Source organism: Gemmatimonadota bacterium, assembly GCA_026705765.1.
Taxonomy (GTDB): Bacteria; Latescibacterota; UBA2968; order UBA2968; family UBA2968; genus VXRD01.
Window position 1 is genome coordinate 20,875 of record JAPPAB010000099.1, and the last position, 25,993, is coordinate 46,867.

Below are 25,993 nucleotides of genomic sequence, written 5' to 3' on the forward strand. Positions count from 1 at the left end.
TGAATCCTCCTGTAAGGATGAGAAACTATCTGTTTGTTGTGGTCAAAATGTAGCATAAAAAAAAGCCCTCTGCATCGCACAGAGGGCGTGTTTGATACCCGTTCTTTAGGACAGGAGAGTGCCTGTCTATCTGAGCAGCGCACCACAATCCCAATCCTTATACGCTTTCATCGCATTCCGAACCGAGAATGCACGCTTCCATAAGATCGGGCAGAAGACGCACGATAGCACAGATAGACGATAATCGTATTCGAATTGGTCTCGGCTGTAATTTTCGATGCCACCAGCTATGAGCTTTCTATAATAGAAATTCATAAGGGGCGTTTCGAGTGCTTCTCGTTCGGATGTTCCGTGGATCAGCATGTAGGCGAGGTCGTAAGCACCAAGTCCTCGCTTGTAGGTTTCCCAATCGAAGAGAATGATCTGGTCCTTTGATGGATCCTTCGGGTAAAACAGGTTCCACAGATGCGCGTCGCCGTGTAGCATTGTGATATTTTTCCCGTTTGCGACACGCGCCAGGAATATATCGGGATATCCGTGAATCACGCGTTCCATTATCTCGATGTGAGCGGAATCGAGGTCGTCGCCCAGTTCTCGTGCCAGTGGCTTCAGGGCTTCTTCAAAGCTGGCGCAGCTATCGCGTATGTCTTTTTCGGATATTGCCTGGGCCATGCGGAGTGGACCACCGGCCTGCATCATGAACGGCCACTCGTCCAGACGTGGATCATTCCACCATTGAATGTGATATTTGAGCAGTTCTTCAATTACGGCTTTGTGAAGTTGTTCGGTGGCCTCCTTTGGCCCATCTTTATGTGTCACCGACAGGTCTGGCATGAGATAGTGACAGTTTTTCTCATTGTGATCGAATCCACAGTCGAAAACGGGACAGACAGATGCGTCCGGCGTTTTGGGCGCGAGGTCATCGTAAAATGTCCATTCGACGACTCCGCCTCCGAACCATCCCTTTCGATAGACCTTTAACACAATCGCATTTGGAATATCACCCACGTAGTCGTCGCTGAATGTCAGCGAGAGCCTGTCCCATTCCGCGCACGATGATCCGAACGAGTCCGTTTTTTCTACGGATGTGACCGAACCCGATTTCAGGAATCCGTTACGACTAAATCGATCCGTTAGGAGCGCAGGCGTCAGTTGTTCGGCATGGGTGATGGGTTCCGATAATTTCATTAGCTCTTTTCTTGGGAATAAGGACGTATTGAAGGAAGAGAGATTATTTTGTATTCATTAAGGGATCATGCTATAATGCGTTCCTGAAGGCTGGGACAAAATCGTTGTTATAAAAAATAAAGCCAGAGTTTTGCGTGGCGTCAAGGATGAAAGGAGAAAATTATGTCGGGTATAGATGTGGGTCAAATTGGATGGAAGGCTGAGAGTAAGACGGGTGTTGTGGCTGCAGGTGGTGCAGGTGCTGTGGCTGCGGGGATTGAGATTCTGGATAGGGGTGGCAATGCGGCCGATGCAGCCGCTGCGACTATTTTTGCGCTGAATGTTACGGATCACGGTGCGTGTTCGATTGGCGGGGAGGTTCCGCTTCTTATTTTTGATGCTGGGACTTCGGAGGTGAAGGCTTTGAGCGGACAGGGGCGGGCACCGCGTTCTCAGGAGGCGATTGACTGGTATATGGAGCATGGTATTCCGGGGGATGGCGATATGAAGATGGCACCCGTGCCTTCGGTTGTGGATTTGTGTATTACGACGCTTAAGCGATACGGTACGATGTCGTTTGAAGAAATTATCGCTCCTGTGCTCGCTTTGCTCGATGCGGGGGAGGATGACTGGCATCCCAATCTTGCGAGGACGTTGCGAAAACTCGTTGAGGAGGAGCATCTTACGTCGGGGAGTCGGGAGGAGAAGTTGCAAGCTGCCGCGGATCGCTTTTACGGGCGGAATAAGTATCGCAATGATATTGCGGAGGAGCTTGAGGCTTTTTATGTCGCAAAGGGGGGGTTTTTGCGTCGGGAAGATCTGGCGACGCATGTTACGACGATTGAAGATCCGGTTACGGTTTCTTATCGGGGATATACGGTTTGCAAGTGCGGGCCGTGGACGCAGGGTCCGTATTTGTGTCAGGCACTGCGCTTGCTCGAGAAGTTCGATGTCAAGGCTATGGGCCATCTTTCGGCTGATTATGTTCACGTTGTTACCGAGGCGATCAAGCTGGCGATGGCGGATCGCGATGCGTATTATGCCGATCCCGATTTTTCAGGTGTGCCTCTGGGGGGATTGCTCTCTGATGCTTACACGGATTTGCGCGTGCCGCTTATCGATATGCAAGCGGCTTCTCTGGAGGCGCGTCCGGGGGATCCTTATCTGATGCAGCCAGTTGTGGATGGTGGTGTGTTCCGTCCGGGTACGGGGGGGACGACGACTTGTGTGGTGGCGGACTGCTGGGGCAATGTTGTCGCGGCGACACCGAGTGCCAATGTTCACCGGCCTACGATTGATGGGGGGAGTACGGGGGTTACTTATGGGAATCGCCTGCGGAGTCTCAATACGACGGCGGGTCATCCGAATTGTATCCAGCCGGGGAAGCGTCCGCGCATTACGCTGACGCCTACGCTGGTGTTGAAAGATGGGCGACCGATTCTGGGTATTAGTGTTGCGGGTGGCGATTTGCAGGATCAGACGACGTTGAATTTGTTGCTGGATTTTGTGGAGTTTGGGATTATGCCGGAGGAGGCTGTTACTGCGCCCCGTTTTGCGACGGCGCATCACAACGATTCTTTTGATCCCAATCCCATCCGCGAGCAGACGTTCAAACAGGCCGGGTCGCTGACGCTGAATGATGCGATAGATCGGGATGTGCAGGATGATCTCGCCAGACGAGGACATCAGGTCGAGGCGAAAGCATCTAATATTGCGACGCCTGTTATGGTTTATGTGGATCGAGAAGAGGGCAGGTATTACGCGGCAGGCGATCCCAAAGCGGGGCGTCACGCCGCGGGGGTGGAAGATGGGTGATTGTTTTTTCAGGCGCAGAAGAGCGACGATAAGATGAAAAAATCAATTTTTCGATTTTATTCGTCAATTAGATGATTTATATTTCAGGAGTTGCCAAAATAGTGGTAAATGGGTAGTTTTGGTGCGTTCAACTTTCTATTTTTTTATTGCGGGAAGAATTATAATGTTTCCCATCAATACCATAGATGATTTGTTCCAAACTCTGGACGAAAATCCCAGGATACTGGAAGCTGTGCGTGCTCGCTTGCTCACGTCCGAACTCCTCGAATTGCCTCAGGTGTTTGCCGAGTTTGTCAAAACTACGGATAAACGGTTTGAAGCTATTGAAAAACGTCTGGATGGGCACGATACGCACTTAAGAAGGATAGACAACAGCCTTGGCGTGCTCAAAGGCGGCCATGCGAGAAGTGCCGCGCTTAGAGACACGGCTTTGATTGCCGATAGTATGGGATTCGATTTGGTGCGAACAATGTCTCAACGGGAAATCATTTCTTTGGCCCGGTCGCAAAATGCCCGGGGGATTCCCAAAAACGAATTGCAGAGTTTTGTCAGGGCTGACCTGATTATGGAAGTGGTGAATGGGTCAGAGGAAGTTTGTTATATCGCTGTCGAAATTTCCTTCACTGTGGATGAGCGGGACACGCACAGGGCGATTCGCAATGCCAAATTTTTGACGCAGTTCACGGGCAAGCCTGCTTATGCGGCAGTGGCTGGCATGGATAGGGATAACAGGATACAGAGCCGTATTGAAGCGGGAGATGTGTTCTGGCATCAACTGGATTCCGAAGACTTGGAAGTGGATTGATGGAACGCAAAGGGTCTGGTCTTTACGGAATAGATAGATATTGGGCAATTTGCCCGCTGTGGGAATAGCGGATAGTGAAAGAATAACATGTGAGTAAACATCCCGGAAAATCCTTCCCCATAACGCAGCATGTCACCGCGCTGATATGTTTTTTTTTGTCGGGTTTTGCCGGGCTGGTTTACGAAGTTGTCTGGATACGGCAGGCCGCGCTTTTGTTTGGGTCAACGACGTTTGCGGTGAGCGCGGTTTTGGCTGTTTTTTTTCTGGGTCTGGCCATTGGTGCGTATCTTTTCGGGCGCATTGGTCAACGGACTTCCCGACCGCTTATTCTTTTTGGATATGTCGAGATTGGTCTGGGTGTTCTGGCTCTGATCAGTCCCTATGTTTTTGATTTTGCAGATTTTCTCTATGGCATCGCGTATAGACTGTTGAGCGATGCTCCTTTCCTGCGGTTTACTACCCGTCTTCTTCTGGTTGCGCTCGTCGTCCTGCCGCCTACTGTTCTGATGGGCGGTACGCTTCCTCTTTTTTGTCGTCAGTATTCGCGCGATAGCGGTAGAATTGCACGCGCTGTTGGTCTTCTTTACGGTGTCAATACGCTTGGGGCCGCATTGGGTTGTGCGGCTGCGGGTTTTGTTTTTTTGCCGGATCTGGGTCTGCGCGGTGCGATTTATATTGGTGTGGTGTGCAATATTTTGAGTGGTGTTGTTGTTCGCGCGCTGTCCATTGCCCGGGAGGATGTGTTTCCCGATTCGGGAGCGTCCCGTGGTGTGAGTGGCGGACTTCCGCGGAGCAGGGTTGTATTTGTTCTGTTTTTTGCGATTGGTTTTGTGGCTCTGGGCGCAGAGGTGCTGTGGGTGCGGTATCTGGGGCTTCTGATCAATAATACGGTTTATACTTATACGCTGACGCTGGGCGTTGTGCTGGTTGGGCTGGTTCTGGGGAGTGTTCTCGCTGCTCAGTTTTCGGATAGGACGGATAGACGGGCGTATTATTTTGGCGCGTTTCAGGTTGCGACGGGTCTCATTGTGCTGGCTCTTTTGATGCTTTCGCCCGGGGCATGGCGAGGATTGGGCAGTGATTTGTATATTTACTTTGCGGTGCTTTTGCCCCCTGCTGTGTTGAGTGGTGCGGCTTTTCCGCTTGCGATTCGGCTGGTGATTCGCAATGCGGCATATACGTCCGGGGTGGCTGGGAATCTGATTGCGGTGAATACGCTTGGGGGTATTCTCGGGTCTCTTTTGATTGGTTTTGTGGGGATTCCCTTTTTTGGTCTTGAGAAGAGTTTGTTTTTTATTACGGGTGCGAATCTCGCCATTGGCATTTCTGCGTGGTTTTTGCTGGATCAAAGATATCGCGTGTTCAAATATGCGGCTGCGCTGGTTGCTGTTCTGGTTTATCTGGGGATTCCGTATTTTTCGCAGACGCGGGTGCCTGCGGATTTTATCGGTGAGGGACGGGATCTGGTGGCGTTTCGAGAGGGTTATGGCGCGAATATGGCGGTTGTGCGGCGGGAGGATGATCTGGAGCTTGAGATCGATCGCTGGTGGCAGGGTGGGAGTAAGAAGAATCATCAGATTATGGCGGCGCATGTGCCGATGCTTTTGCATCCGGATCCGAAACGGGTCGTTGTTGTGGGTGCTGGTACGGGGCAGACGGTTAGTCGTTTTTTGATGTATCCCATCGATTATCTGGCGTGTGTGGATATCGAGCCTGCGCTTTTTCCTTTTATTCGGGAATATTTTGAGACGGATTGGATGGGGGATTCGCGCGTGGAGATTATCGCTGAAGATGGGCGCAATTTTCTGCGTCATACTGCGGCGTCTTATGATATTATTTCGCTTGAGCTTGGCGAGGTGTCCCGTCCGGGTGTGGCGTTTTTTTATACGGTTGATTTCTATGCGCGTGCCCGAGAGCGCCTGAGGCCAGGTGGGTTTTTGGTGCAGTTTGTGCCGCTGCGCTTTCTGACGGAGGACCAGTTCCGCGGTGTTGTGCGCAGTTTTTTGACGGTTTTTCCGCAGAGTGTTTTGTGGTATAATACGTCTGAGCTTTTGCTTATTGGTGCGGTGGATGATGTTTTTAATATTGCTGAGGGGAAATTGTTGGGTGTGGATGAGGCGGTGCAGGCGGATCTTCAATATAGCCACTGGGGCGGGGTGGCGTATTCTCTCAATCAGCCGCACGTTTTTTGGGGTGGTTATTTGATGGGGGCGGAGGGTCTGGCTTCTGCGACGGTTGAGGCAGATACGTATTGGGATGACCGACCGATTCTGGACTATGAGTCGGTTCAGAATGCGGAGAGCGATGAGCTTGCGTTTGCGGAGTTGCTGTATAAATATCGGGATTCTATTGATGTGTTGATGCCGGGTGAGGTGGATGCGCGTATTGCAGAGGTTCAAAATAAAAATTTGAGGGAGATCGCTGCGCGCGTTTTTGTTCGCGAGGCGTCGGATTTGATTCCCGCGCGAGAACACAGACGTATTGCAACGCTTTGTGCCGAGGCGATTCGCCGGCTTCCCGAGTATGTGGATGCGCATCGCATGTTTGCGGATGCGATGATGCAACTGGGGCGTTTACAGGATGCGGAGAGACACTATGCGCGGGTTTTGGAACTCGATCCGACAGATGCACGCGCGCTGAATGGTCGCGCTGTGGCGTTTCACCGCGCGGGACGGCTTGTGGAGGCGGTTCGTTCCTATGAGGATGCGATTCGCTACCATCCGGACAATGCGCTGTCGCAAAATGGTATTGCTATGGCGCTTCACAGGCTGGGGCGCTTTGATGAAGCGATTCAACACTACAAGGAGGCGATTCGCTTGCATCCGGATAGGCCCGATACGCATGCCGACCTGGGTACGGCGCTGGCACAGGCGGGGAGGTTGCGAGAGGCTGTTCCCTATTTGGAGAAGGCGCTCGCTCTTCGGCCGAATTTTACACGGGTGCAGCGGGTTCTTGAGCAGATACGCGAAGAATTGAAGTGAGGGCTAAAACAAGGAGGGTTCTATGTCCAAATTTATCTGTTTTCTGTTCGTTGTTTTGGTGTTTCAGTCTGTTGATGCGCAGCAACCACAACAGCCACAACAAAATCGACGTCAGCAACGCACAGTTACCGTGGAGCAAATTATGCAACAGGTACCCGAAGGTGTGACTTTTATTCCGGATATTGCGTACCGCGAGGGCAACGAGGCATGGAAACTTGATCTCGCTATGCCCACAGAGCGCGGTGAGACGTCCCGTCCAGCCCTTGTGTTTATTCACGGAGGGGGATGGAGAGGTGGGGATAAACGCCGGGGAGGTTTTCTTCGTCCTACTATCAGCTATGCAGCAAAGGGCTATGTTTGTGTTACGGTGAACTATCGGATGCTCGATGAGGCACCTATTACGGCGTGTGTTGAGGATGTGAAGAATGCGGTGCGCTGGTTGCGCGCCCATGCCGAGGAGTACAATATTGATCCGGAACGGATTGGCGCGAGTGGAAATTCCGCGGGGGCGCATCTGGCTGTTATGCTGGGTGTTTGTCCGCCTTCAGCCGGTCTGGAAGGGGATGGTCCCTATCAGGAGTATTCCAGTATGGTTCAGGCTGTTGTGGCGAGTGCTACGCCTACCGACTTTCTGTCTGCTATGAGTGACCGCCAGCGCAATCAGCAGCGAGCACGTCCGCCTCGCAAAAACGAGCTTAGACTGGAGTCTGAAGAGGTTCGCGCTAAGACTTCTCCTGTGACTTATGCTTCGGCCAATGCACCGCCTATTTTGCTCGTTCACGCAATATCTGATCGCACGGTTGGCGTCTATCATTCGGACAAGTTGGTCAGGGCACTGCGAGAAGCCGGTGCCAAGAATGTCAGTTATATTCTTCTGGGCGATGAGAGTGGACACGGTGCTTTTCAGCGCAATATCGCGTTTACCGAGCCTGCCCGTGAAGCTTTTTTTAATCGCGTGTTAAAGCCGGGAAATTGAGATGAAGTCTTTGTCTGAACTTGAAGAGCGGATGGCTGAGGCGCAGCCGGGTGATGTGATTGGGCTGGCCGACGGCATGTATGATGGTGAGAGGTGCAGGCTCGCGGCAAGGGGGACCGCAGATCAGCCGATTGTTATTCGGGCGGAGGGTATGGGAAAGGCGGTTATAAAGGCGCCGTTGTTGCTGGTGGGAGATTATATCAGTCTTGTGGGGTTGCACTTTGTGGAAAAGGGGAGTGTGGAGATTCGGGGGCGGGGTTGTCGCATAAGTCGCTGTGTGATGACGGATGTGCAGGTTGGCAAGTGGATACGGGTGAGGGCAGAGAGTCGGGAAGTTGAGATTGATCGCTGCCGGTTTGAGAATAAGACCAATAATCTCGAGGAGACGCGCGGCTGCCAGTTGATGCAGATTTACGTTCGCAATCAGGGCGAGAGGCACCTTGTTCACCACAATTATTTTGTCGATGTTCCGGATGGTAAGGAGAGCAATGGGTACGAGACGCTTCAGCTTATTACGGAGGGGAATCCGTACGATCCAGAGCCGGGTGATTGTGAGACGGTTGTTGAGTACAATCTTTTTGTGCGTTGTAGTGGGGAGGCGGAGATTATTTCTGTGAAGTCCAATGGCAATATTCTCCGCAGGAATACGTTTCGCGATTGCCGGGGCGCGCTGGTGCTTCGGCATGGGGATGGCAATGTGGTGTCTGAGAATTTCTTTTTTGGCGAGGGCGAACGCCGGGCTGGCGGTGTGCGCTTGCAGGGGACGGATCAGGTTGTTGTGAATAATTTGTTCCATTCGCTCAATGCGTTTGGCGTGGGGATGATGGATGGGGCATCGGATGATCTCTATGTGCGGGTGGAGCGCGCGCTGATTGCGTTTAATACGTTTGTGGGGTGTAGTCCGGCGATGGATGTGGGGCTAAATCACAGCAGGTATCCCAATGGTACAGTGCCTAAAGATTGTGTGGTTGCGAATAATGCTTTTGTGAGATCCGATGGGACTGTGCGGCTGGTGCAGGACGATGAGCCAGTGAATTGGCGATGGGAGGGGAATGTGACAGATGGGGATTTGGGTATGCCCGATCGGGATGGGATAAAAACTGGGCGGGTCGATGTGGATTATCTGCCCAATGGGGTTGTTGCACCGGGAGAGTCCAGTGGTTTGATTGGCAATGCCGAGGGGCATTATCCAGAGATAACGACGGATATTTTGGGGCATTCACGGGGCGAACAAAAGACGATTGGTTGCGTTGAGTTCCCGACGGGAACGGAGGACGGCGGTCCCTTAACTGCGGCAGATGTGGGACCAAGGTGGTAGCATCAATCAATAGAAACAACGAGGTTCAAGTTTTCTTTTCTTAGCGTGTCCTGCAAGGCAAGCTGCACCCAGAAGCTTTCTGGCTCGCCGAGTTGTCTGGCAATTTTGGCTGCCCTGCTGGGGCTTGGGATTCTTCTTTCTTTTTCTATATCACAAAGGCTTTGAGGGGAGATTCCCAAAAAATCAGCAAACGCTCGCTGGCTTTTTTCTTCTCCTGTTCGATAGCTGGCCAAGGCATTTCCAAATGTGAGACACCCAAAGTCTCTCTCCAGTTCAGAAGTTCCATATTGTTCTTTAGTAATCATGTTTATTGATCTCCTTAATTCCCAAATCATACGTCAAAATGACGTATGCAGCAAGTTCAACCTGCCTTGATATGTTTTGAAATGCGATTGACAATATCGCGTTGTTGCTACATTTTTTATCGGATAGTATGGATATAGTGAGAGATAGCGCAATACGATGATGCCCTGCATATCGCTTTGGCTTCGGTTGCAGAAGTCGATGTGTTGGTTAGCTGGAACTTCAAGCACATCGTACACTTTGACAAAATACGTCTATTCACCGCTGTGAACATTGAACTTGGCTATAAACCATTACAGATATACTCTCCGCGTGAGGTGACTAATTATGGAGACGAAAAAGACGTTTGATGCGGTTAAGATTGTGCGTCGGATTCGAGACGCGCACTATGAGCAACTCAAGGATAGAACGGTAAAAGAGCAATTGGCATTTTACCAAAGCAAGTCTCAGGCATTGCGTAACGACTTAAAAAAGAAATTGCAAGAGCATTATGACGACGAATGATCCCATTGTTTCGGAAGTCCGAAAAGAGATGTGGCATAAATTTGGTCAAAAGGATTAGGCATAATTCAATATAGAAAAGGAGAGGAATCTCGATCTACTTTGATACCCATATTGTGGTGTGGTTATATGCTGGTCAAACCGAAATGCGGTTGACAAAATCGTGTCGTTACTACACTTTTTCTTTCTAAGCGTAATTCAAATATGGATGAAACGGGGCGCGCATGTTAAAAATTACATTTGAATGTCCAGATGATATTCTGCAGATCCTCAGTGAAACGCCTGAACAATTCGCCGAACAAGGCCGCATGCTCATCGCCGTCAAACTGTTTGAACTCGGACGTTTGTCATCGGGTCAGGCGGCTCGGTTTGCGGGCATGGAGCACGTTGTATTTTTAGATGCCTTAAAATCCTACCAGGTATCTCCTCTCAATCTGACTCCAGAAGAATTGGCAAAGGATATTTCCAATGCTAGGAATCTGTAATGTCGATGCGTTCCACAACCCTATTTCTACTGAATTGACCAACTGGCCTTGTTACATTGGATACGCCTCTTATTATGAAACCAAAGGTATATATCGAAACCACCGTTATTAGCTACTTGACAGCCCAACCTTCTCGCGATGTCGTAATTGCGGGACATCAACAGAGTACTCGAGATTGGTGGAAGAACGCAGCTGATCGGTTCGAACTCGTAGCTTCACAACTGGTCCTTACCGAAGCCAGTGCTGGCGATCCGGAAGCTGCTCGTGCCCGCCTCGCAGCACTCAACTCACTGACGCTTCTCGACGCCACAGAGGAAGCCCTTGAATTAGCACAACAATTGGTCAACGCTGGCGTTGTGCCTGCAAAGGCAGCAGAAGACGCCGCTCATATTGCCATTGCAGTTGTCAACGGTATCGAATATTTGGTAACTTGGAATTATCGGCATATCGCCAATGCGACGATCCGATCACAAATCGAAACTGTATGTCGGAATGCGGGATTTGAACCCGCGATCATCTGCACACCTGACGAACTCATGGAGCGTGATCATGACGACGAATGATCCCATTGTTTCGGAAGTCCGAGCAGTACGCGACAAACACGCTGCTCAATTCGGCTACGATCTCAAAGAGATATTCCGCGATATTAAGAAAAAACAAAAATCATCTGGTCGTAAATACGTGCAGTATCCTTCCCGTGCGGCTGTTGTAACAACTGTCACAACTTCAGACCAGTAGCTATAAAGGCAATATCATGACAACGGTTTTTATTGGCGGTTCTCGTAGCATCACACGCTTGAACGACACCATCAGGTCCACAGCGGATAACATCACGCGTCAGCATTTTGATATCGTTATCGGAGATGCAAATGGTGCTGATAAGGCTGTACAGAGCTATTTAGCAGAAAAAGCATATCGGAATGTTATCGTCTATTGTATGGATGATCACTGTCGGAACAACGTGGGAAGTTGGCCAGTAGAACAGATATATGCAGATAATCAGGTAAGGGACTTTGCATACTACACAACTAAGGATGCAAAGATGGCTCAAGTAGCGTCCTATGGCTTCATGATTTGGGATGGAAAGAGTAAGGGAACTTTGAACAATATTCTCAACTTATTGCAGCTACAGAAGAATATCCTGGTTTATTTTTCGCCCGATAAGTCTTGTTATAAGCTCAAATCACTCAACGATCTTGATACACTCTTAGAAAAATGTAGCAGCGATATGATAGAAAAGTTCGAAAAGGAGTTCTCACTACTGGTCCCAGCGAGTTTAGAAGGTTCGAATTTTGAGATCGCATTTCCTGAAAGATAGGAACATGCCTTAATATGTTTTGAGATGTGGTTGACAAAAGCGTACGTGTTAAACATTGACAAGTACGCTTTTTTGTTTTCTTTGACTTTCACAAGGTTATTGTGAAGTGGTCTATTTGCTTGGTTTTCCGATGAAGCAGTGCACAGCGCGTGAGTCCGTCTCGCAGCGGATGTTTTTATGGCATTTCAACTGTGCAGGCCATTGTATAGCGCATTACCACAGAAACGATTTGCGCTGTGCCAGCCCCTCGGCGTTTGAGAGCGGCATTTTTTGCCTACTTTTTTTTGCTGTTGAAAAAAAGTAGGTCGCCGAAGGCATAAAAAGGAAAATATTTAAAAAGCTTTATACGTCGTTACACCACCACAAATGAATTATGCATATCCCTGAAATAAGTATCCTCAAAAACCGAATTGCGGTTGACAATCTCGCGTTGTTGCTACATTGTTTATTTTTGAGGAGTATTCCAATACGAGAAAAGGAAAATATATGAAAATTAAATCCGTCGAAGTCGTTCGCGTTGAACGGCCAGATACAAGCCAGGCCTCAACGGGGTCCGGTACGACGCTCGCTGCTTCAACAGGTGCAGCCCCGAGGACAAAGGGGTATCGAAAGGCGTGGCCCACGCAGATAGAGGTGGCAAATCCGATGTCCAGGTTCCCGCGGTTTAAGGCGCGTCGGCAGCTTTACGGTGCCAGACAGTGGCCCAGGTTCTCGGTTAAGGTGACCGCTGAAGATGGGACCTGGGGCCTCGGCACGTCGGCGGGACGCCCGGTTGCTATGGTGGTGGAAGATGCTTTCGCGCATATATTGGAAGGGGAGAGTTGCCTGGCTATTGAAAAGCTGTGGGATATGATGTTTCGCGTGTCCAAATCTTTTGGGACTGTGGGGATTGCCTCGTTGGCGATTAGTGCTGTGGATCTGGCGCTGTGGGATCTGGCGGGGAAATTGCAGGGCAAGCCCGTTTATGAACTTCTGGGCGGTCCGGCGCGCGATCGTTTGTTTGTGTACGCGACGGGTGATGATGTGGATTGGTACAAGGAGTTGGGGTTTCGGGCGTTTAAGTTGCCCTGTCAATACGGTCCGGTTGATGGGTTGTGGGGATTGGGAGAGAACGAGAGGCGAATAGCCGAGGTCCGCGAGTTGATCGGCGATGATTGCGATCTCATGCTGGATTGTTATATGGCTTTGGATGTGGAATATACCGCGCGTTTGGCCAATCGCCTGCGTCCTTATAATCTGCGGTGGATGGAAGAGTGCCTGATTCCCGAGGATGTTGGGGGGCATATTGAACTCAAGAAACGCCTGCCGTGGTTGACGCTTGCCAGTGGCGAGCATTTTTACACGCCGTATCCCTACCAGTTGATGATCGAAAATCGGTGTCTCGATATTCTCCAGCCCGATATTCAGTGGGTGGGGGGTTTGACTGCTTGTGTCAAAATTTGTAATATGGCTGCCGCTGCGGGGCTGGAGGTTTGTCTGCACGGCGGGGGACGCGATGCGTACGGTCAGCATTTGAGCTGGGCAATGCCCAATACCCCCTGGTGTGAGTATTTTATCGGTTCTGATCCGGGGGTACCACTTGAAGAAGTGGCGCAACCCGGCGCGTGCGTGCCGCACAATAGCTATCTGGCGTTTGCGCCGACAGGTCCGGGTTTTGATCTGGGGATTGAAGAGGATTGGTTGGTGCCGTTTTAATTTTAAAAGAGGAAAAAATGGATAAGACAATTATTTCTGTGGCGGTTGTGGGGTCGGGTCCTACGAAGGATATGAATCCGGCTGTGCCTTATACGCCAAAGGAGATTGCAGAAGCAGCTATTGAGTGCCATAAGGCGGGTGCGGCTATTACGCATATCCATGTGCGCGATCCCGAGACGGGTATTGTGTGTTCGCGGATTGAGCTTTTCAAAGAAGTGGTGGACCGGATTCGGCAAGCTTGTGATATTGCGATTAATTTGACGACGAGTGGGGGAAATATTAAAGGGGAAAATATTATTGAGGAGCGGCTTGAGCCGGTTGCGCTGAAGCCCGAGATTTGCTCTCTGGATATCGGTTCGGTAAATTTTGGCACTCGGGTGTTTATGAATCCACCCGAATGGGGTGTTGCCGCGGCAAAGCGCATGCGCGAGCATCGCGTTAAGCCGGAGATTGAGGTTTTCGATGCCGGTCATATTCGCCAGGCGCGGTATATGATTGCGGAGGGGTTGTTCGAAGATCCCCCGTTTGTCCAGTTGTGTATGGGCCCCGGATGGGGTATTGAAGCTACGCCTGAGAACATCGTTTTTATGAAAAATCTCTTGCCGCCCGATGTGATCTGGTCCGCTCTGGGTGTGGGAAAAGCACAGTTGCCGATGATTACTATGGCTTTTCTCATGGGGGGGCATATACGGGTGGGTTTTGAAGATAATATTTATCTTCGGAGAGGTGTTTTGCTCAAGAGCAATGCACAGATGGTCGATCTCGCGGCGAGTCTTGTGGAGAAACTTCAGGGCGAGATTGCCACGCCAGATGATGCCCGGGAGATGCTGGGGCTTACGTATCCGGGGTGAGCAGGTTTCGCGGTGCGTTGCGTTTTTATCACTGCAATGGCGATGGCACGCGCAGCGAGCGGATTTCTATGGCTATGGAAACGCGCGGTCCTCTGGTGGATGACCTGTGAATTATTTGGGGAGGTCCGCGAGATGGGCAATATCGTTGAGTGCCATGAAGGTGGGTTCGCCTCCGGGGTCGAGTTGAAGGTGATGAATGGAGGCCGTGTGGCACGCGAATTGGGGTTTGTGTTCGTCTTCGGGCGTGTATCCCATGATCGCTTGCAGGCAGGCGACAATGGGGCGAACGTGTGTGATGCACGCAATTTGCTGATCGGGCGCTTCGTCGACGAGTTGGCTCACGGTGTTGGCAACGCGGGTGTGCAGGTCGGCATAGGTTTCGCTGCCTGGAACGCGCGCCTCTTCGAGGGATTGTCCGCCCAAAAAGCCGGGATAATATTTTCGAACTTCTTCGCGGGTGAGTGTGGCGAGGTCGCCGCTTTCGAGTTCGCGCAGGTCATTTTCTACTTTGGGCGCGATATGGAGTATATCGCCTATCCATTCGGCTGTTTGATGGGCGCATTTTTGGGGGCTGGTGTAGAGGCCGCGAATGTCAAAGTCCCTTCTGAGGCGTTCGCCAGTGAGCAGGGCTTGTTGTTTGCCCCGGTGCGAGAGGGGCAGGTCGGCCCACCAGCCGTAGTGGTTTTCGCCATCGCGTTCTCTGGCCTGTCCAGGGCAGATTAGTATGAGGTCGGTTGGCATGTGTGTTCCTTATTTTTTGGGGGTATGTATGAAGTCAATGGTTGCGGTGTTTTTTTTCACAATGGTCGCGTTTTCAGGTCGGGCAGATGCACAGTTGGATGTCAAGATCGGCGGGGGTGCGCTTCTCGATCCCACGCGCGGTGGCGGACATCTATCCATAGAGGTTCCCATTGGAGATCTGTATCCGACGTATTTGGCACCTTTTGTTGAGTTTTATCGGAAGGACGGTATTTCAGAAATTCCTGCGGGTGTTAGTCTGGTTTACAAAGCTCCTTTGTCCGATCAATACGGCACGGTGTTTTTTGGGGTTGCCGGCGGCGTGTTGCACGCTCGGGGTTTTCCCGTGATTGTCGATGTACTGATTGACGGAACGGTGCTTTACCTCGTAGATACAACGACCGGAGACTTTGTAAGAGAAACGTCAACCGAGGCGTTGATTGCCGTAGCAGGCGGCATGCGGTTTGATGTTTCCGAGGGCATAGGTGCATTTGTGCAGGGGCGCTGGTTTCGCGCTTTTGCGTCTGGTTCAACAAATAATTTTGGCATCCACGCAGGGCTGATGTTCTCTTTGGGTGAAAGATAGTAGATGAATCCAAAGTTTATATTCAGGCCGGGATTTATGTCCCGGCTTTTTTTATGTAGCCGATTGATGGCGCAGGAAATCGATCAATAATCGCACGCCAACGCCCGTGGCTCCGATGGGGGTGTCGGGTTTGGCGGAACTTGTCGATGCGGTGCCGGCGATGTCGAGGTGTGCCCAGGGAAAGTTCTGGACATAGGCTTCGAGGAATGCGGCGGCGGTGAGTGCGCCCGCGGGCCGACCGCCTGAGTTTTTGAGGTCGGCCACATTGCTTTTGATGCTGTTTCTGTGGTCATCCAGAATGGGAAGATGCCAGGCAATTTCACCGGTGCGATTGCCCGCTTCGTGGATTTGACCGATGAGGTCGTTGTCGTTGCCCATCAAGCCACTAACTTCGTTGCCAAGTGCGGTGACACATGCACCGGTTAGCGTGGCCAGGTCGATGACTGCTTTTGGCTCATAGCGCGCGCTGTATGCGATGGCGTCGATGAGGGCGAGGCGGCCTTCGGCATCTGTGCTGTGGATTTCAACGGTTTTGGTGCCGAGGGGATGCAAGATGTCGCCGGGCCGATACGCGCGGCCATCGGGCATGTTTTCTGCGGCGGCAACCATGCCGATGACGCGGTGGGGCAGGTCGAGTTTTGCCACGGCTCGCATTGCGCCGATGACGGCTGCGGAGCCACTCATGTCAAATTTCATGTTCCACATGCCGTCGCCGCCTTTGAGGGATATGCCACCCGTGTCAAAGGTTATGCCTTTGCCAATGAAGATGATGGGCGCGGCATTGGGATCGGCACCCGGGTGTTCCAGGATGACAAAACGAGGCGGTCGGGCACTCCCCTGTCCCACGGCGCTGAGGGCGCCCATGCCCTCATTTGAGATGCGCTGTTCGTCAAATATTTCGCAGGAGAGGCCGGTTTCACGGGCCATTTCCAAAGCCTGGTCGGCCAGTGCCGCCGGTGGCAAGTCGTTGCCGGGGGTGTTGCTCAGGTCGCGGGCGAAACACACGCTTTCGGCGATGATTTGTCCGGTATTCGCGCCTTTTTCCACATCGGTTTGTTTGGTTGTGTCAAATTCGACGAGGGTAAATGTGTCGAGGTGTTTGGGATTGTCATTATTTGTTTTGTAATTGGTGAATTTGTAGTTGCCGAGAATGGCGCCTTCAACGGTGGCCTGTGCGGCGTCTGAGACATCGAGACCGCCTATGCCGCCGCCGTGGATGATGGAGGCGAGGGTTTTTGCGCCGAGTTTGATGGCTTCTCTGGTCGCAGATGCAGATGCGAGGCGCACACGATTGGGGGTGAAGTCTTCTCGTTTGCCCAGGCCAACGAGAATGAGGCGCGCTATGCCTCGACGGGGATAGAGTACGGCGGTCTGGTTGCGTTTGCCGCTGAAGTCGCCGCCTGCGATGAGGTCGGAAATAAGCCCGTCCAGTGCGCGATTGGCGGCACCTGTTGCGCCGCCCGGCTCTGTGACGCCTTCAAAGAGGTTGAGCACGATGGCGTCTGTCGTACTTTCGAGGATGTTGCCGATGGTGGTGGAGATGTTCATGTGAGCATTGGTCCTATATGAGAAATGGGTTGATGCGTTTTTCGCGGTCTATGGTTGTGTCTGGCCCATGTCCGGGGTGGAGTATTGTGTCGTCGGGGAGGGTGAGGATTTTGGTGTGGATGGCGTCCATGAGCGTTTGCAGGTCTGCGCCTTCGAGGTCGGTTCGGCCAATAGAGCCGGCGAATACAGTGTCGCCGACAATGGCGTGGCCCGGCCATGTGAGGGCGATGTTGCCGGGCGCGTGACCCGGTACATGGAGGATGGTCAGGGTTTCGCAGCCAAAGACTATGGTGTCGCCTTCATCGATAAAGCGGTCGATTTTGGGCGGTGGATCGGTTTGAAGGCCCAGGGGTGCGACAATGTCTGTAAGTGCCTCGACCATGAATACATCGGCTTTGTGGATGGCGAATGGTGCGCCTGTTTTTTCTTTTAGAGATGCGACGCGTCCTATGTGGTCAAAATGTCCGTGTGTGGCAATTATTTCGACGATCTCGATGTCGTGATCTTCGATGAGTTGAAGTATGGTGTCGGTATCGTCTCCGGGATCTATGACAATGCCTTTGCGCGTTTTTTCGCAGGCGAGGATGTAACAATTGACTTCGAGCGGACCGACGATGGTGGATATAAAGATCACGATGATTCCTGTGCGATTTTTACTTCTTCGCCCGTTTCCTGGCTGCGATAGATGCCGTCGAGGATTGCCATGACTTGCAGCGATTGCTCGGCGGGTACGGGTGATGGCTTGCCTTCGGCGACGGCCCGGGCAAATTCGACGCATTCCTGGGCGTGGGGTTCGAGCAGGTCGCGGGTATTTTGCAGGGTGCGGTTGTAGTGTTGTTGTATGTCGTTGTTGGTTTGATAGATTTCACAACTGGGCCAGTGGCTGCCTCCTCTGGTGCCGTAGAGCCACATTTGCATGTCTTCGCCCTGCGTTTTGTGGTGGAGCAGCCAGCTGACTTCGAGCACGAGGGTTGCCCCATTTTCAAAGCGCACAAATGCCGCGGCGAAGTCTTCGACATCAAACTGCGCCGATGGGATGAGTCCCCAATTGCTGAAGGCACCTTTCTGGTGGGCGATTTCTGCACGGGCGACACCGGTGACGGATACGGGGTTGGGGTTGTTCATGAACCAGAGTGTGAGATCGAGGATGTGAACGCCGATGTCGATACAGGGGCCGCCACCGCTGTGTTGTTTTTGTATAAAGCCGGGTGTGTTTGGTGCCCCTGAGCGGCGGAGCATCCAGCTTCGCGCGTGGTATATGTCTCCGAGTATGCCTGTGTCGAGTTCGGCTCGCATGGCTTTTGATTTGCCCGAGAAACGAAAATGCTGCGCTGTCATCAGGGTTTTGCCAGATTTGTCGCGTGCGGCAATCATGTTTTTGATGAGTGCCGGGTTGGGGGCGAGTGGTTTTTCGCAGATGACGTGTTTGCCCGCTTCAAGCGCGGCAATGGCCAGTGGGGCGTGATAGTTGTTGGGGGTGCAGATGTCGATGATGTCGATATCGGGATTTTTGAACAGGTCTTCCGGATCTGTGGATAGGATGGATATGTTGTTATTTTTGCCCCAATGGTTCAGTACGTCTGCATTGATATCGCTGCCGGCTATCAGGTCGGCATGTTCGGAAGCGGCCCATCCAGGCATGTGGGTGCGCGCGATGCCGCCAACGCCGATGATGCCGACTTTGAGTTTGTCTGCCATGATGCTCCTTTCTGGTTTCAGTTGGAATCTCTTATTGAGGGCAAAAGATAATATCACAGCGCATTGAGGGAAAGTTTTTTTTAGGATAAAAATGACATTTACCCTTGACGCATATACAAATGTTCACTATATTTATAGCGAGTGGAAGATGGAATATAATATTCTGTAAAAATTGAGTTTAGGAAAGTTTTTGTGATTATATACGACGATTTATGTCGGTATATTCACCTAACTTAGATAGGAGATGTTCCCATGAGACGCATTGTTCCCATGTTGGGTATCGATTCAGGATCAAAGAAGTTACAACGGGCTACTTCCCGGTCCCGTTTTATCCCTCAGTTTCGTCGGGAAGTCTGCGAGGTGATTAATCGCGTTCGCGCCGCTTATGGTCCCGTTCCCATGAAGACTGTGGCCGATTACCCCGAGGTCAAGGCCGCAGAAGCGACGATTGAACAGGCCGCGCGATTGGTGTGTAGCGGGCTTGAAAATGTCAAAGTGTGGCGCGGTGCGCTGGTGGTCTATGAGTTGACCTGGATGTCTGCACTGAAAAAGGTGCGTCCGTCGGATAAGTCAGCTGCTTAAGTGTATTTTTTAACTCAAAAAGGCCGAGATTCTCTGTGGATCTCGGCTTTTTTTTTGTCATTGACGGGATTGGACAATTTCAGGAACTTTTGGCGCCTTGTGATATATAACTATCAATTGCTACAACGGAGAAATGATGTATGCAAAGATGGATTTGGATACTGATTGCGGGATTTATGGTTTTGCAGGTTGAGGCAAAAATCGATCCCGAATCTCAGGCGACGATCGCGCAAATGGAGAAGTTCAGCGAGGCTTTTGCCGCGGTGGCTTCCGAGGTCAATCCAGGTGTGGTCGCGGTGATTAAGAAAAGAGATGTGCTGGTTGGGGTGCGAAGATCAACGGGCGATCCGTTTTTCGATCGTTTTTTTGGCGGTGGTCTGCAGTATCGGAGAGAACAGCGGCAGCAGAGTTTGGGTTCGGGGGTTATTGTTTCTCGAGATGGCTATGTTTTGACCAATAATCACGTTATTGCAGAGGCCGATGCTATTGAAGTGGAACTCGGCGATGGCAGGACATTTGGCGCAACGCTGGTGGGTACAGATCCACAGAGCGATGTCGCGGTGTTGAAAATTGATGGGCGCGATTTGCCCGCGCTGAAGATGGGCGATTCGGATAAGTTGAAGGTCGGTGTCTGGGTGCTGGCGATCGGCAATCCGTACGGTTTGCGACATACGGTGACGTACGGTATTGTGAGCGCGATTGGACGGGGCAATTTAGATATTGTGGATTACGAAGATTTTATTCAGACAGATGCGGCGATTAACCCGGGTAATAGCGGTGGGGCAATGGTGAATTTGCGCGGGGAACTGGTGGGCCTGAATACGGCAATTTTGTCGCGCAGTGGGGGCAGTCAGGGCATTGGGTTGGCTGTGCCAATTAATATGGCGCGCAATATTATGCAGCAGATTATAGAAGATGGAGAGGTAAAACGCGGGTATCTGGATGTGGTGGTTCAAGATTTGACGCCGGAGCTTTCCGAACCATTGGGATTGTCTGTGAATCGGGGTGCGTTGATTCAGGAGGTGGGGGAATTTGCCGAGCAGACGGGTTTGCAGCCGGGCGATGTGATTGTGGGGTTAAACGACCGGGAAATTTCCAGTGCAGATGAGTTTTTGACGCGTATTGCGCGAACCCCTCCGGGCGCACAGGTGATCATTGAAGTGGTCCGAAGTGGGGTAAATAAAAAGTTGCGCGTAACGGTGGATGCGTTCGATCCTTTTCGCGGTCTGAAAGAGATCGAGCGACAACGCGTCCTGGGGCTGAATGTTCAGGAGATGACGCCCACAATTGCCCGTCAGTTTGGCTATAATGCACAATGGGGCATGCTTATTACCGATGTGAGAGGGGGAAGCGCGGCCGATGCGGCGGGTTTGCAGCGGGGAGATGTGATTCGCGAGATGAATCGCAAAGCCATGCGTTCGATGGAAGATTATGAAGATGTATTGGCGGAGTTGAAACCCGGTGACGAAGTCGGCATAATCATTCGCAGAGAGACCCGCCGGCAATATGCCAATTTTTACGCCGTGCTCAAGGTGCCGAAGTAGAAGTGAAATGCAACCACAGATGAACACCGATAAACACCGATAAACAGTAAGATACAAGAAGTGTGAAGTGATAGTACCCGTCATCGCGGCATGGTGTTGAGCCGCGATCCAGTGGTTTTATTTAATCCACATCCTTCTCATACCGCTCGTCTTCTACTTTTGCCTGAAGGCGGTAGAGTTCGTCTTTGAGTTCGCGCACGATATCGGCGTATTCGGGGTCATCGTACACGCTGTTGAGTTCATAAGGGTCTTTTTCGAGGTCGAAGAGTTCCCATTCGGGTTCTTTGGTGTCTTCGATTGATCCTTTTTGTTTGAGGCCATCGGCGTAGTAATAGATGAGTTTGTACTGGTGGGTTCGCACGCCGTAATGGGCGTAAACATGATGGTGCGTCAGGTGCATCCAGTAGCGATAATACATCGATGTTTGCCATCCTTCAGGTGTTTCGCCGTTGAGCAAGGGGCGAATGCTCGATCCCTGGAAGGTTTCGGGGATGTCAATGCCCGCGTAGTCGAGGAAGGTGGGGGCAAAGTCGGTGTTGAGAATCATGTCGGTGTTGATACTGCCGGGTTTGATTTCTTTGGGATAGCGAATGATGAAGGGCATGCGCAGGGATTCTTCGTACATGAAGCGCTTGTCATACCAGCCGTGATCGCCCAGGAAAAAGCCCTGGTCAGATGTGTAAATGACGATGGTGTTGTCGGTGAGGCCTTCTGCGTCGAGATAGTCGAGCATGCGCCCGACGTTGTCGTCGATGGAGGCCACACAGCGCAGGTAGTCTTTGATGTAGCGCTGGTATTTCCATTTTTTATCTTCTTCTGGTGAGAGACCCTCGGGGGGTAGTCCCTTGAGGTCATTTTTGTTCATGTCTCGGTCAACGCGCATTTGGGCGGCTTCGGCAGCGCTGGCGCGGTTGCTGTAGTCGTCCCAGAAGGTTTCGGGTTCAGGTATGTCTTCGTTTTCATACATGTGGGCGTGTTTTTCGTCGGGTTCCCAGGCGCGGTGGGGCGCTTTGTGGTGGTACATGAGCATGAAGGGACGATTTGTGTCCCGCGCTTTGAGCCAGTCGAGGCATAAGTCTGTGATGATGTCGGTGACATAGCCTTGATAAACTTTTTCTTCACCCATTTCTATCATTTCGGGGTTGTGGTATAATCCCTGCCCGGGCAGGACATTCCAGTAGTCAAAGCCGGTGGGGTCGTGGATGCCGCCGTGTCCAAGATGCCATTTGCCGATCATGGCGGTTTGATATCCCGCCTGTTGGAATAATTTGGGAAATGTGAGTTGCCTGCCATCGAGATGGGTCGATAGGGTGGTTACGCCGTTGATGTGGTTGTATGTGCCGGTGAGGATTACGGCTCTGCTGGGGGCGCAGATTGAGTTGGTGCAAAAGCAGTTGTCAAAGCGCATGCCTTCATTTGCTATGCGGTCGAGGTTGGGGGTCTGGTTGATGCGGCTGTTGTAACAACTCATGGCATGCGATGCGTGATCGTCGGACATGATAAAGAGGATGTTGGGACGGTCTGTAGGCAAGAGAGACTCCTTTTGAAGTGTGAAGTTAGAAGTGTGAAGTAGGGAACGGTGTGCAACTGGTAGCGGTCAAAGTTCTGTGAATCCGATTTGTAGGGGCGACCCCCTGTGGTCGCCCGCCGCATAAAATATGACATTGCATGTGGGATATCAAGTGGGACGAATGGCGGGCACAGGCGTTTATTCTTTGTGGGGGGTGCAATGAGTGGTATTATATATGGATGTTGCGATGTGAACTATGAAGGAGTGAAGTAAATGGGCGGTCAAAGATTTTTGTTTTTTAGATGGATACTCGTTGGGCTGTTTTGCCTCAATGCCGAGGTTTTTGCAGGCGAGGCCAGGCATGTGTGGACGTCCTTTCGGCAAGAAGATGGACTGGCGCACAATGTGGTGACGGCTGTGTTGCAGACACCCGATGGGGCGATGTGGTTTGCCACGCTGGGTGGGGTGTCGCGCTATGACGGGCGTTTATGGAAGAAGTACGGGGTTGAAGATGGGCTGCCGGGAAATGCTATTCAGGATCTGGTTGCCGCACCCGATGGGGCATTGTGGGCTGCTGTGGGACGGGGTTTTGGTCGTGAAGCACGACAGGGACTGGCTTATTTTTTTGGCGAGGAATGGAGGGGGATTGATCTGCCAGAAGAATTGAGGGGGCGAGGGGGCTTGCGCCAGATTTTGGGGCTGGATGGTGGTCGCTCCTGTCTGGTGACCGATGCAGGTCACTTGTTGCGCTTTGATGGCGCAGATCTTTATTTGGTGATGTTAGATGGTCAGCCGCTTCAAGGTGTTCAGAGCTTGATGGCCGATGCAAATGGGAAAGTGTGGGTCGCTTATGGGGGGCGAGGGGGCAATGTTTTGTTTGGCCCGGGAATGGGACGGGGGGGACGCGGTGAACCGGGTGGCAGAGGCAGGCGCGGTGGTTTTAGAGGGGCAGACGGTCCCGAAGGTGGCAGAGGGCGAGGTGATTTTAGAGGGGCAGACGGTCCCGAAGGTGGCAGAGGGCGAGTTGAACTGGGTGGTCGGGGCAGGCGTGGTGATTTGAGGGATATGGACGGTCCTGATGGTCGTGGAGGGCGAGGTGGAAGACCTGACGAGTTTGAGCAGGGTATGGGGTTATTGGATGTGGATACGGGGGAATGGACGACGATAGCAGATATGGATAGTTTGAGCAATGTATCTGTGTGGGCGATGGCGCAAAGTGCCGATGGCGCGCTCTGGTTTGGTACCGATGAGAACGGGCTTAAGCGGTATTATTCGGGACAATGGGAAACATTTACAACTGAGGACGGGTTGCCTTCTAATCGGGTGCAGGTGATTCGCTTTGCACAGGATGGAACGGTGTGGATTGGTACGCCGGCTGGCGCAGCTTTTCGAGATGCGGGCGGACAATGGCGAATTTTTACAGAGCGCGAGGGATTGCCCAATAGCTATGTGGTCGATATCTGTATTGCTGCGGATGGGGCAATTTGGGTGGGTACGCGTGGGGGGGTTGCGCGTTTGGGGCTTTCGGGGTGGTTGCACCACAGGAACTGGCCAGGGATGAATGATCGCGGTGCTTCGATTTTCGCTCTCGGTGAAGATGGTCAGCTCTGGGTTGGCAATGATGCGATTTACAAATTTGAGCGGGATTCCTGGCATGTGGCACATGGGTTAGAAGATGTGCGCGGGCGTTTGATCGATTTGTTTGTCGATGGAAAAGGACACCTCTGGACTGTAACGCCGTTTCAATTGTTGCGTTATGATGGCGAGGTATGGGAGGTGATAAGGCCCGATCGTCGAATGGGATTGGGATTTCGAGCCGTGTGCCCTGCACAAGATGGCGGCGTGTGGGCAATTACGCGCTCAGGTGTTCAGCGATTCGATGGGCAGGTATGGACGGCTCTGTTTTCCTCACAGGGTCTGGCGCAGATAGAGAGCAATCCCGAAAGGTCCAGCATTTCGATTTGCGAGGCGAGCGATGGCAGTTTGTGGCTGGGGCAGGTGGATGGCGTGATGCATCTGATGGATGGGGAGCAGCGGAAATACACTGCTGCTGATGGGATACCAGGTGGGCCGATTACTGTGGTTGCCGAAGATATTGGTGGACAGATATGGATTAGTTCACTGCTTGAAGGGGTAGCGCATTTTAATGGGCAGCGATGGCGACGGGTTCCGGGCGCAGATCAGGCGCAGTTTAATGGGGTGAATCGGATATTTCCCGCCAATGATGGCAAGGTGTGGTTGGCTTCGCCGATTGATGGCGCGATTCACACCGATGGGTTTGCCTGGGTGCGCTATACGGTTCAAGAGGGGTTGCCGAGTACACAGGTTTGGGATGTGGCACAAGATGCCGAGGGTTTGTTGTGGTTTGCGACGTCTGATGGGTTGGGGTGTTATGATCCCGATGGCGATGCGCCCGAGACACTTCTTTTGGCTCCGCCAGTTCAAATTGCGCCGTATCAAAATGCGTTGTTTGAATTTGCAGGGCAGGATGTGTGGAAGCAGACGCCAGATGGGTCATTGCAATATTCATGGCGGCTCGACGAGGGGGCGTGGTCCTCTTTTTCGCGCAATAACCGGGTTTTGTTGGAGGACATTGATGCTGGCGGTCACAAATTTGAAGTGCGCGCTATGGATCTGGCTTTTAATGTGGATAAGACCCCCGCTGTGCAGGTGTTTGAGGTGTTGGCGCCTGTGTGGCAACGGCCCTGGTTTGTGGGATTGAGTGGCGTTTCGTTGCTCATCGTGCTGGTTACGACGGGATATGCGTTTCAAAAGCACAAGCGCTGGCGCATAGCACAGACGCAGTTGATCGATGAGTTGGAGACGGAACTTCAGGAAGCCCACGATATGCAGATGGGGCTGTTGCCCCGAGATCCCGTGCGCGAGAGAGGGTTTGAGGTGGTGGGCAGGTGTTTGCCAGCCAATCATGTCGGCGGTGATTATTTCACGTATTTCTGGTTGGACGACGATCGGAAAATACTGGGGTTTGGAGCCGCAGATGTGTCGGGTAAGGCGATGCAGGGTGCTGTGCGGGCTATGCAATTGAGCGGGATGTTGCACTATGAGGTTCGCGCGGCACAGACGCCGATAGATGTGTTGCGGAATTTGAATCTCGTTTTGCAAGAGCAATTTGATGCGGCGAGTTTTGTGACGTGCTGTTTGGGGACGCTGGATTTAGAGACGGGAGAGATTGTTCTGGCCAATTCCGGGCATCCCTATCCCTATCGGGTGTCTGTGGGCGGTGATTTGCAGATGATAGAGTTGATGTCTGTGCCTCTGGGTATGACGTTGCCGCCCGAGGTGGATACCGAGCCTAAAGAAACGCGTGCGTTTTTGGATTTTGGCGATATGCTGGTGCTCTACAGCGATGGGGTGACGGATATGCAAAATGCCGCGGGAGAGTTTTACGAGGAGGCGCGGTTGGAGGCTTTGCTAAAAGAACACGCGGGCGCGAGTGCCGATGTTTTGATCGATACGGTGATTGATGATCTGGTTCGGTTTCGCGCGTCGGCGGCACAGACAGATGATGTGACGCTTCTGGTTATTAAGAGGCGGTAGAGAGAAGTGAAAAA

At 52.0% G+C, this 25,993-nt stretch carries 23 protein-coding genes; 16 read left to right on the plus strand and 7 right to left on the minus strand.

The genetic code is table 11. The features are described from left to right. Positions 1–126 precede the first annotated feature (126 nt). Positions 127–1,188 carry a phosphotransferase gene (locus OXH16_12820; protein ID MCY3682278.1) on the minus strand — a complete coding sequence of 354 codons (1,062 nt, stop codon included), beginning with the start codon at positions 1,186–1,188 and terminating at the stop codon, positions 127–129. 162 nt (positions 1,189–1,350) lie between these two features. Between OXH16_12820 and OXH16_12825 the strand changes: the two genes are divergently transcribed. From OXH16_12825 to OXH16_12845, 5 genes are all read left to right on the plus strand, one after another. Then, positions 1,351–2,982 carry a gamma-glutamyltransferase gene (locus OXH16_12825; protein MCY3682279.1) on the plus strand — a complete coding sequence of 544 codons (1,632 nt, stop codon included), beginning with the start codon at positions 1,351–1,353 and terminating at the stop codon, positions 2,980–2,982. Between the two features lie 163 nt (positions 2,983–3,145). After that, positions 3,146–3,787, plus strand: coding sequence for a hypothetical protein (locus OXH16_12830; GenBank protein MCY3682280.1), 642 nt, complete (start codon positions 3,146–3,148; stop codon positions 3,785–3,787). An 89-nt stretch (positions 3,788–3,876) separates the two neighbouring features. Next, entirely contained in the window at positions 3,877–6,768 is a 2,892-nt protein-coding gene (locus OXH16_12835) for a fused MFS/spermidine synthase (GenBank protein ID MCY3682281.1), read from the plus strand. 22 nt (positions 6,769–6,790) lie between these two features. Then, positions 6,791–7,744, plus strand: coding sequence for an alpha/beta hydrolase (locus OXH16_12840; GenBank protein ID MCY3682282.1), 954 nt, complete (start codon positions 6,791–6,793; stop codon positions 7,742–7,744). 1 nt (position 7,745) lies between these two features. Next, a complete protein-coding gene (locus OXH16_12845) occupies positions 7,746–9,062 on the plus strand; it encodes a polysaccharide lyase 6 family protein (protein ID MCY3682283.1) in 1,317 nt (438 codons plus the stop codon). 2 nt (positions 9,063–9,064) lie between these two features. Here OXH16_12845 and OXH16_12850 read toward each other — a convergent pair whose 3' ends face one another. Further along, entirely contained in the window at positions 9,065–9,367 is a 303-nt protein-coding gene (locus tag OXH16_12850; protein MCY3682284.1) for a helix-turn-helix transcriptional regulator, read from the minus strand. A gap of 325 nt (positions 9,368–9,692) precedes the next feature. Between OXH16_12850 and OXH16_12855 the strand changes: the two genes are divergently transcribed. The 7 genes from OXH16_12855 to OXH16_12885 all read left to right on the plus strand — a co-directional run bounded on the left by OXH16_12855 (position 9,693) and on the right by OXH16_12885 (position 14,215). Next, a complete protein-coding gene (locus OXH16_12855) occupies positions 9,693–9,869 on the plus strand; it encodes a hypothetical protein (protein ID MCY3682285.1) in 177 nt (58 codons plus the stop codon). Positions 9,870–10,090: 221 nt separating this feature from the next. After that, the gene (locus OXH16_12860; protein ID MCY3682286.1) at positions 10,091–10,351 is read left to right on the plus strand and encodes a UPF0175 family protein; all 261 of its coding nucleotides are present in this window, start codon (positions 10,091–10,093) and stop codon (positions 10,349–10,351) included. Between the two features lie 74 nt (positions 10,352–10,425). Further along, complete coding sequence (locus OXH16_12865; GenBank protein MCY3682287.1) at positions 10,426–10,914, plus strand: type II toxin-antitoxin system VapC family toxin; 489 nt, start codon at positions 10,426–10,428, stop codon at positions 10,912–10,914. Further along, positions 10,901–11,089 (plus strand): hypothetical protein, encoded by a 189-nt coding sequence (locus tag OXH16_12870; GenBank protein ID MCY3682288.1) that lies wholly within the window; start codon positions 10,901–10,903, stop codon positions 11,087–11,089. The genes OXH16_12865 and OXH16_12870 overlap by 14 nt, the downstream gene beginning before the upstream one ends. 16 nt (positions 11,090–11,105) lie before the next feature. Beyond that, complete coding sequence (locus OXH16_12875; protein MCY3682289.1) at positions 11,106–11,669, plus strand: hypothetical protein; 564 nt, start codon at positions 11,106–11,108, stop codon at positions 11,667–11,669. Between the two features lie 486 nt (positions 11,670–12,155). Further along, positions 12,156–13,364, plus strand: coding sequence for an L-rhamnonate dehydratase (locus tag OXH16_12880; protein MCY3682290.1), 1,209 nt, complete (start codon positions 12,156–12,158; stop codon positions 13,362–13,364). Between the two features lie 17 nt (positions 13,365–13,381). Beyond that, positions 13,382–14,215, plus strand: coding sequence for a 3-keto-5-aminohexanoate cleavage protein (locus OXH16_12885; protein ID MCY3682291.1), 834 nt, complete (start codon positions 13,382–13,384; stop codon positions 14,213–14,215). Between the two features lie 111 nt (positions 14,216–14,326). On the opposite strand, the gene OXH16_12890 is transcribed toward OXH16_12885, so the two are convergent. After that, entirely contained in the window at positions 14,327–14,956 is a 630-nt protein-coding gene (locus OXH16_12890) for a histidine phosphatase family protein (protein ID MCY3682292.1), read from the minus strand. Positions 14,957–14,984: 28 nt separating this feature from the next. On the opposite strand from OXH16_12890, the gene OXH16_12895 reads away from it, so the two are divergent. Further along, positions 14,985–15,539, plus strand: coding sequence for a hypothetical protein (locus OXH16_12895; GenBank protein MCY3682293.1), 555 nt, complete (start codon positions 14,985–14,987; stop codon positions 15,537–15,539). 51 nt (positions 15,540–15,590) lie between these two features. Here the strand turns inward: OXH16_12895 and OXH16_12900 are convergent, their stop codons facing one another. From OXH16_12900 to OXH16_12910, 3 genes are read right to left on the minus strand one after another with little or no spacing between them, the layout of a single operon-like run. Then, a complete protein-coding gene (locus OXH16_12900) occupies positions 15,591–17,087 on the minus strand; it encodes a leucyl aminopeptidase (GenBank protein MCY3682294.1) in 1,497 nt (498 codons plus the stop codon). A gap of 13 nt (positions 17,088–17,100) precedes the next feature. After that, positions 17,101–17,721, minus strand: coding sequence for an MBL fold metallo-hydrolase (locus OXH16_12905; GenBank protein MCY3682295.1), 621 nt, complete (start codon positions 17,719–17,721; stop codon positions 17,101–17,103). Beyond that, positions 17,718–18,785: a Gfo/Idh/MocA family oxidoreductase gene (locus OXH16_12910; protein ID MCY3682296.1), complete on the minus strand. Its 1,068-nt coding sequence runs from the start codon at positions 18,783–18,785 to the stop codon at positions 17,718–17,720. Before OXH16_12910 ends, OXH16_12905 begins: the two co-directional genes overlap by 4 nt. Before the next feature lie 252 nt (positions 18,786–19,037). Between OXH16_12910 and OXH16_12915 the strand changes: the two genes are divergently transcribed. Next, positions 19,038–19,367: a hypothetical protein gene (locus tag OXH16_12915; GenBank protein MCY3682297.1), complete on the plus strand. Its 330-nt coding sequence runs from the start codon at positions 19,038–19,040 to the stop codon at positions 19,365–19,367. A gap of 140 nt (positions 19,368–19,507) precedes the next feature. Then, on the plus strand, positions 19,508–20,911 hold the full coding sequence (locus tag OXH16_12920; protein MCY3682298.1) for a trypsin-like peptidase domain-containing protein: 1,404 nt from the start codon (positions 19,508–19,510) through the stop codon (positions 20,909–20,911). Positions 20,912–21,032: 121 nt separating this feature from the next. Here the strand turns inward: OXH16_12920 and OXH16_12925 are convergent, their stop codons facing one another. Next, a complete protein-coding gene (locus OXH16_12925; GenBank protein MCY3682299.1) occupies positions 21,033–22,442 on the minus strand; it encodes a sulfatase in 1,410 nt (469 codons plus the stop codon). A gap of 252 nt (positions 22,443–22,694) precedes the next feature. Between OXH16_12925 and OXH16_12930 the strand changes: the two genes are divergently transcribed. Then, positions 22,695–25,979 carry a SpoIIE family protein phosphatase gene (locus OXH16_12930; GenBank protein MCY3682300.1) on the plus strand — a complete coding sequence of 1,095 codons (3,285 nt, stop codon included), beginning with the start codon at positions 22,695–22,697 and terminating at the stop codon, positions 25,977–25,979. Positions 25,980–25,993 lie beyond the last annotated feature (14 nt).

Coding starts and splice junctions, on each gene's coding strand:
- OXH16_12820 (MCY3682278.1), bottom strand. CDS start 1,188: ATGAAATTATCGGAACCCATCACCCATGCCGAACAACTGACGCCTGCG.
- OXH16_12825 (MCY3682279.1), top strand. CDS start 1,351: ATGTCGGGTATAGATGTGGGTCAAATTGGATGGAAGGCTGAGAGTAAG.
- OXH16_12830 (MCY3682280.1), top strand. CDS start 3,146: ATGTTTCCCATCAATACCATAGATGATTTGTTCCAAACTCTGGACGAA.
- OXH16_12840 (MCY3682282.1), top strand. CDS start 6,791: ATGTCCAAATTTATCTGTTTTCTGTTCGTTGTTTTGGTGTTTCAGTCT.
- OXH16_12845 (MCY3682283.1), top strand. CDS start 7,746: ATGAAGTCTTTGTCTGAACTTGAAGAGCGGATGGCTGAGGCGCAGCCG.
- OXH16_12850 (MCY3682284.1), bottom strand. CDS start 9,367: ATGATTACTAAAGAACAATATGGAACTTCTGAACTGGAGAGAGACTTT.
- OXH16_12855 (MCY3682285.1), top strand. CDS start 9,693: ATGGAGACGAAAAAGACGTTTGATGCGGTTAAGATTGTGCGTCGGATT.
- OXH16_12860 (MCY3682286.1), top strand. CDS start 10,091: ATGTTAAAAATTACATTTGAATGTCCAGATGATATTCTGCAGATCCTC.
- OXH16_12865 (MCY3682287.1), top strand. CDS start 10,426: ATGAAACCAAAGGTATATATCGAAACCACCGTTATTAGCTACTTGACA.
- OXH16_12870 (MCY3682288.1), top strand. CDS start 10,901: ATGACGACGAATGATCCCATTGTTTCGGAAGTCCGAGCAGTACGCGAC.
- OXH16_12875 (MCY3682289.1), top strand. CDS start 11,106: ATGACAACGGTTTTTATTGGCGGTTCTCGTAGCATCACACGCTTGAAC.
- OXH16_12880 (MCY3682290.1), top strand. CDS start 12,156: ATGAAAATTAAATCCGTCGAAGTCGTTCGCGTTGAACGGCCAGATACA.
- OXH16_12885 (MCY3682291.1), top strand. CDS start 13,382: ATGGATAAGACAATTATTTCTGTGGCGGTTGTGGGGTCGGGTCCTACG.
- OXH16_12890 (MCY3682292.1), bottom strand. CDS start 14,956: ATGCCAACCGACCTCATACTAATCTGCCCTGGACAGGCCAGAGAACGC.
- OXH16_12895 (MCY3682293.1), top strand. CDS start 14,985: ATGAAGTCAATGGTTGCGGTGTTTTTTTTCACAATGGTCGCGTTTTCA.
- OXH16_12900 (MCY3682294.1), bottom strand. CDS start 17,087: ATGAACATCTCCACCACCATCGGCAACATCCTCGAAAGTACGACAGAC.
- OXH16_12910 (MCY3682296.1), bottom strand. CDS start 18,785: ATGGCAGACAAACTCAAAGTCGGCATCATCGGCGTTGGCGGCATCGCG.
- OXH16_12915 (MCY3682297.1), top strand. CDS start 19,038: ATGAGACGCATTGTTCCCATGTTGGGTATCGATTCAGGATCAAAGAAG.
- OXH16_12920 (MCY3682298.1), top strand. CDS start 19,508: ATGCAAAGATGGATTTGGATACTGATTGCGGGATTTATGGTTTTGCAG.
- OXH16_12930 (MCY3682300.1), top strand. CDS start 22,695: ATGGGCGGTCAAAGATTTTTGTTTTTTAGATGGATACTCGTTGGGCTG.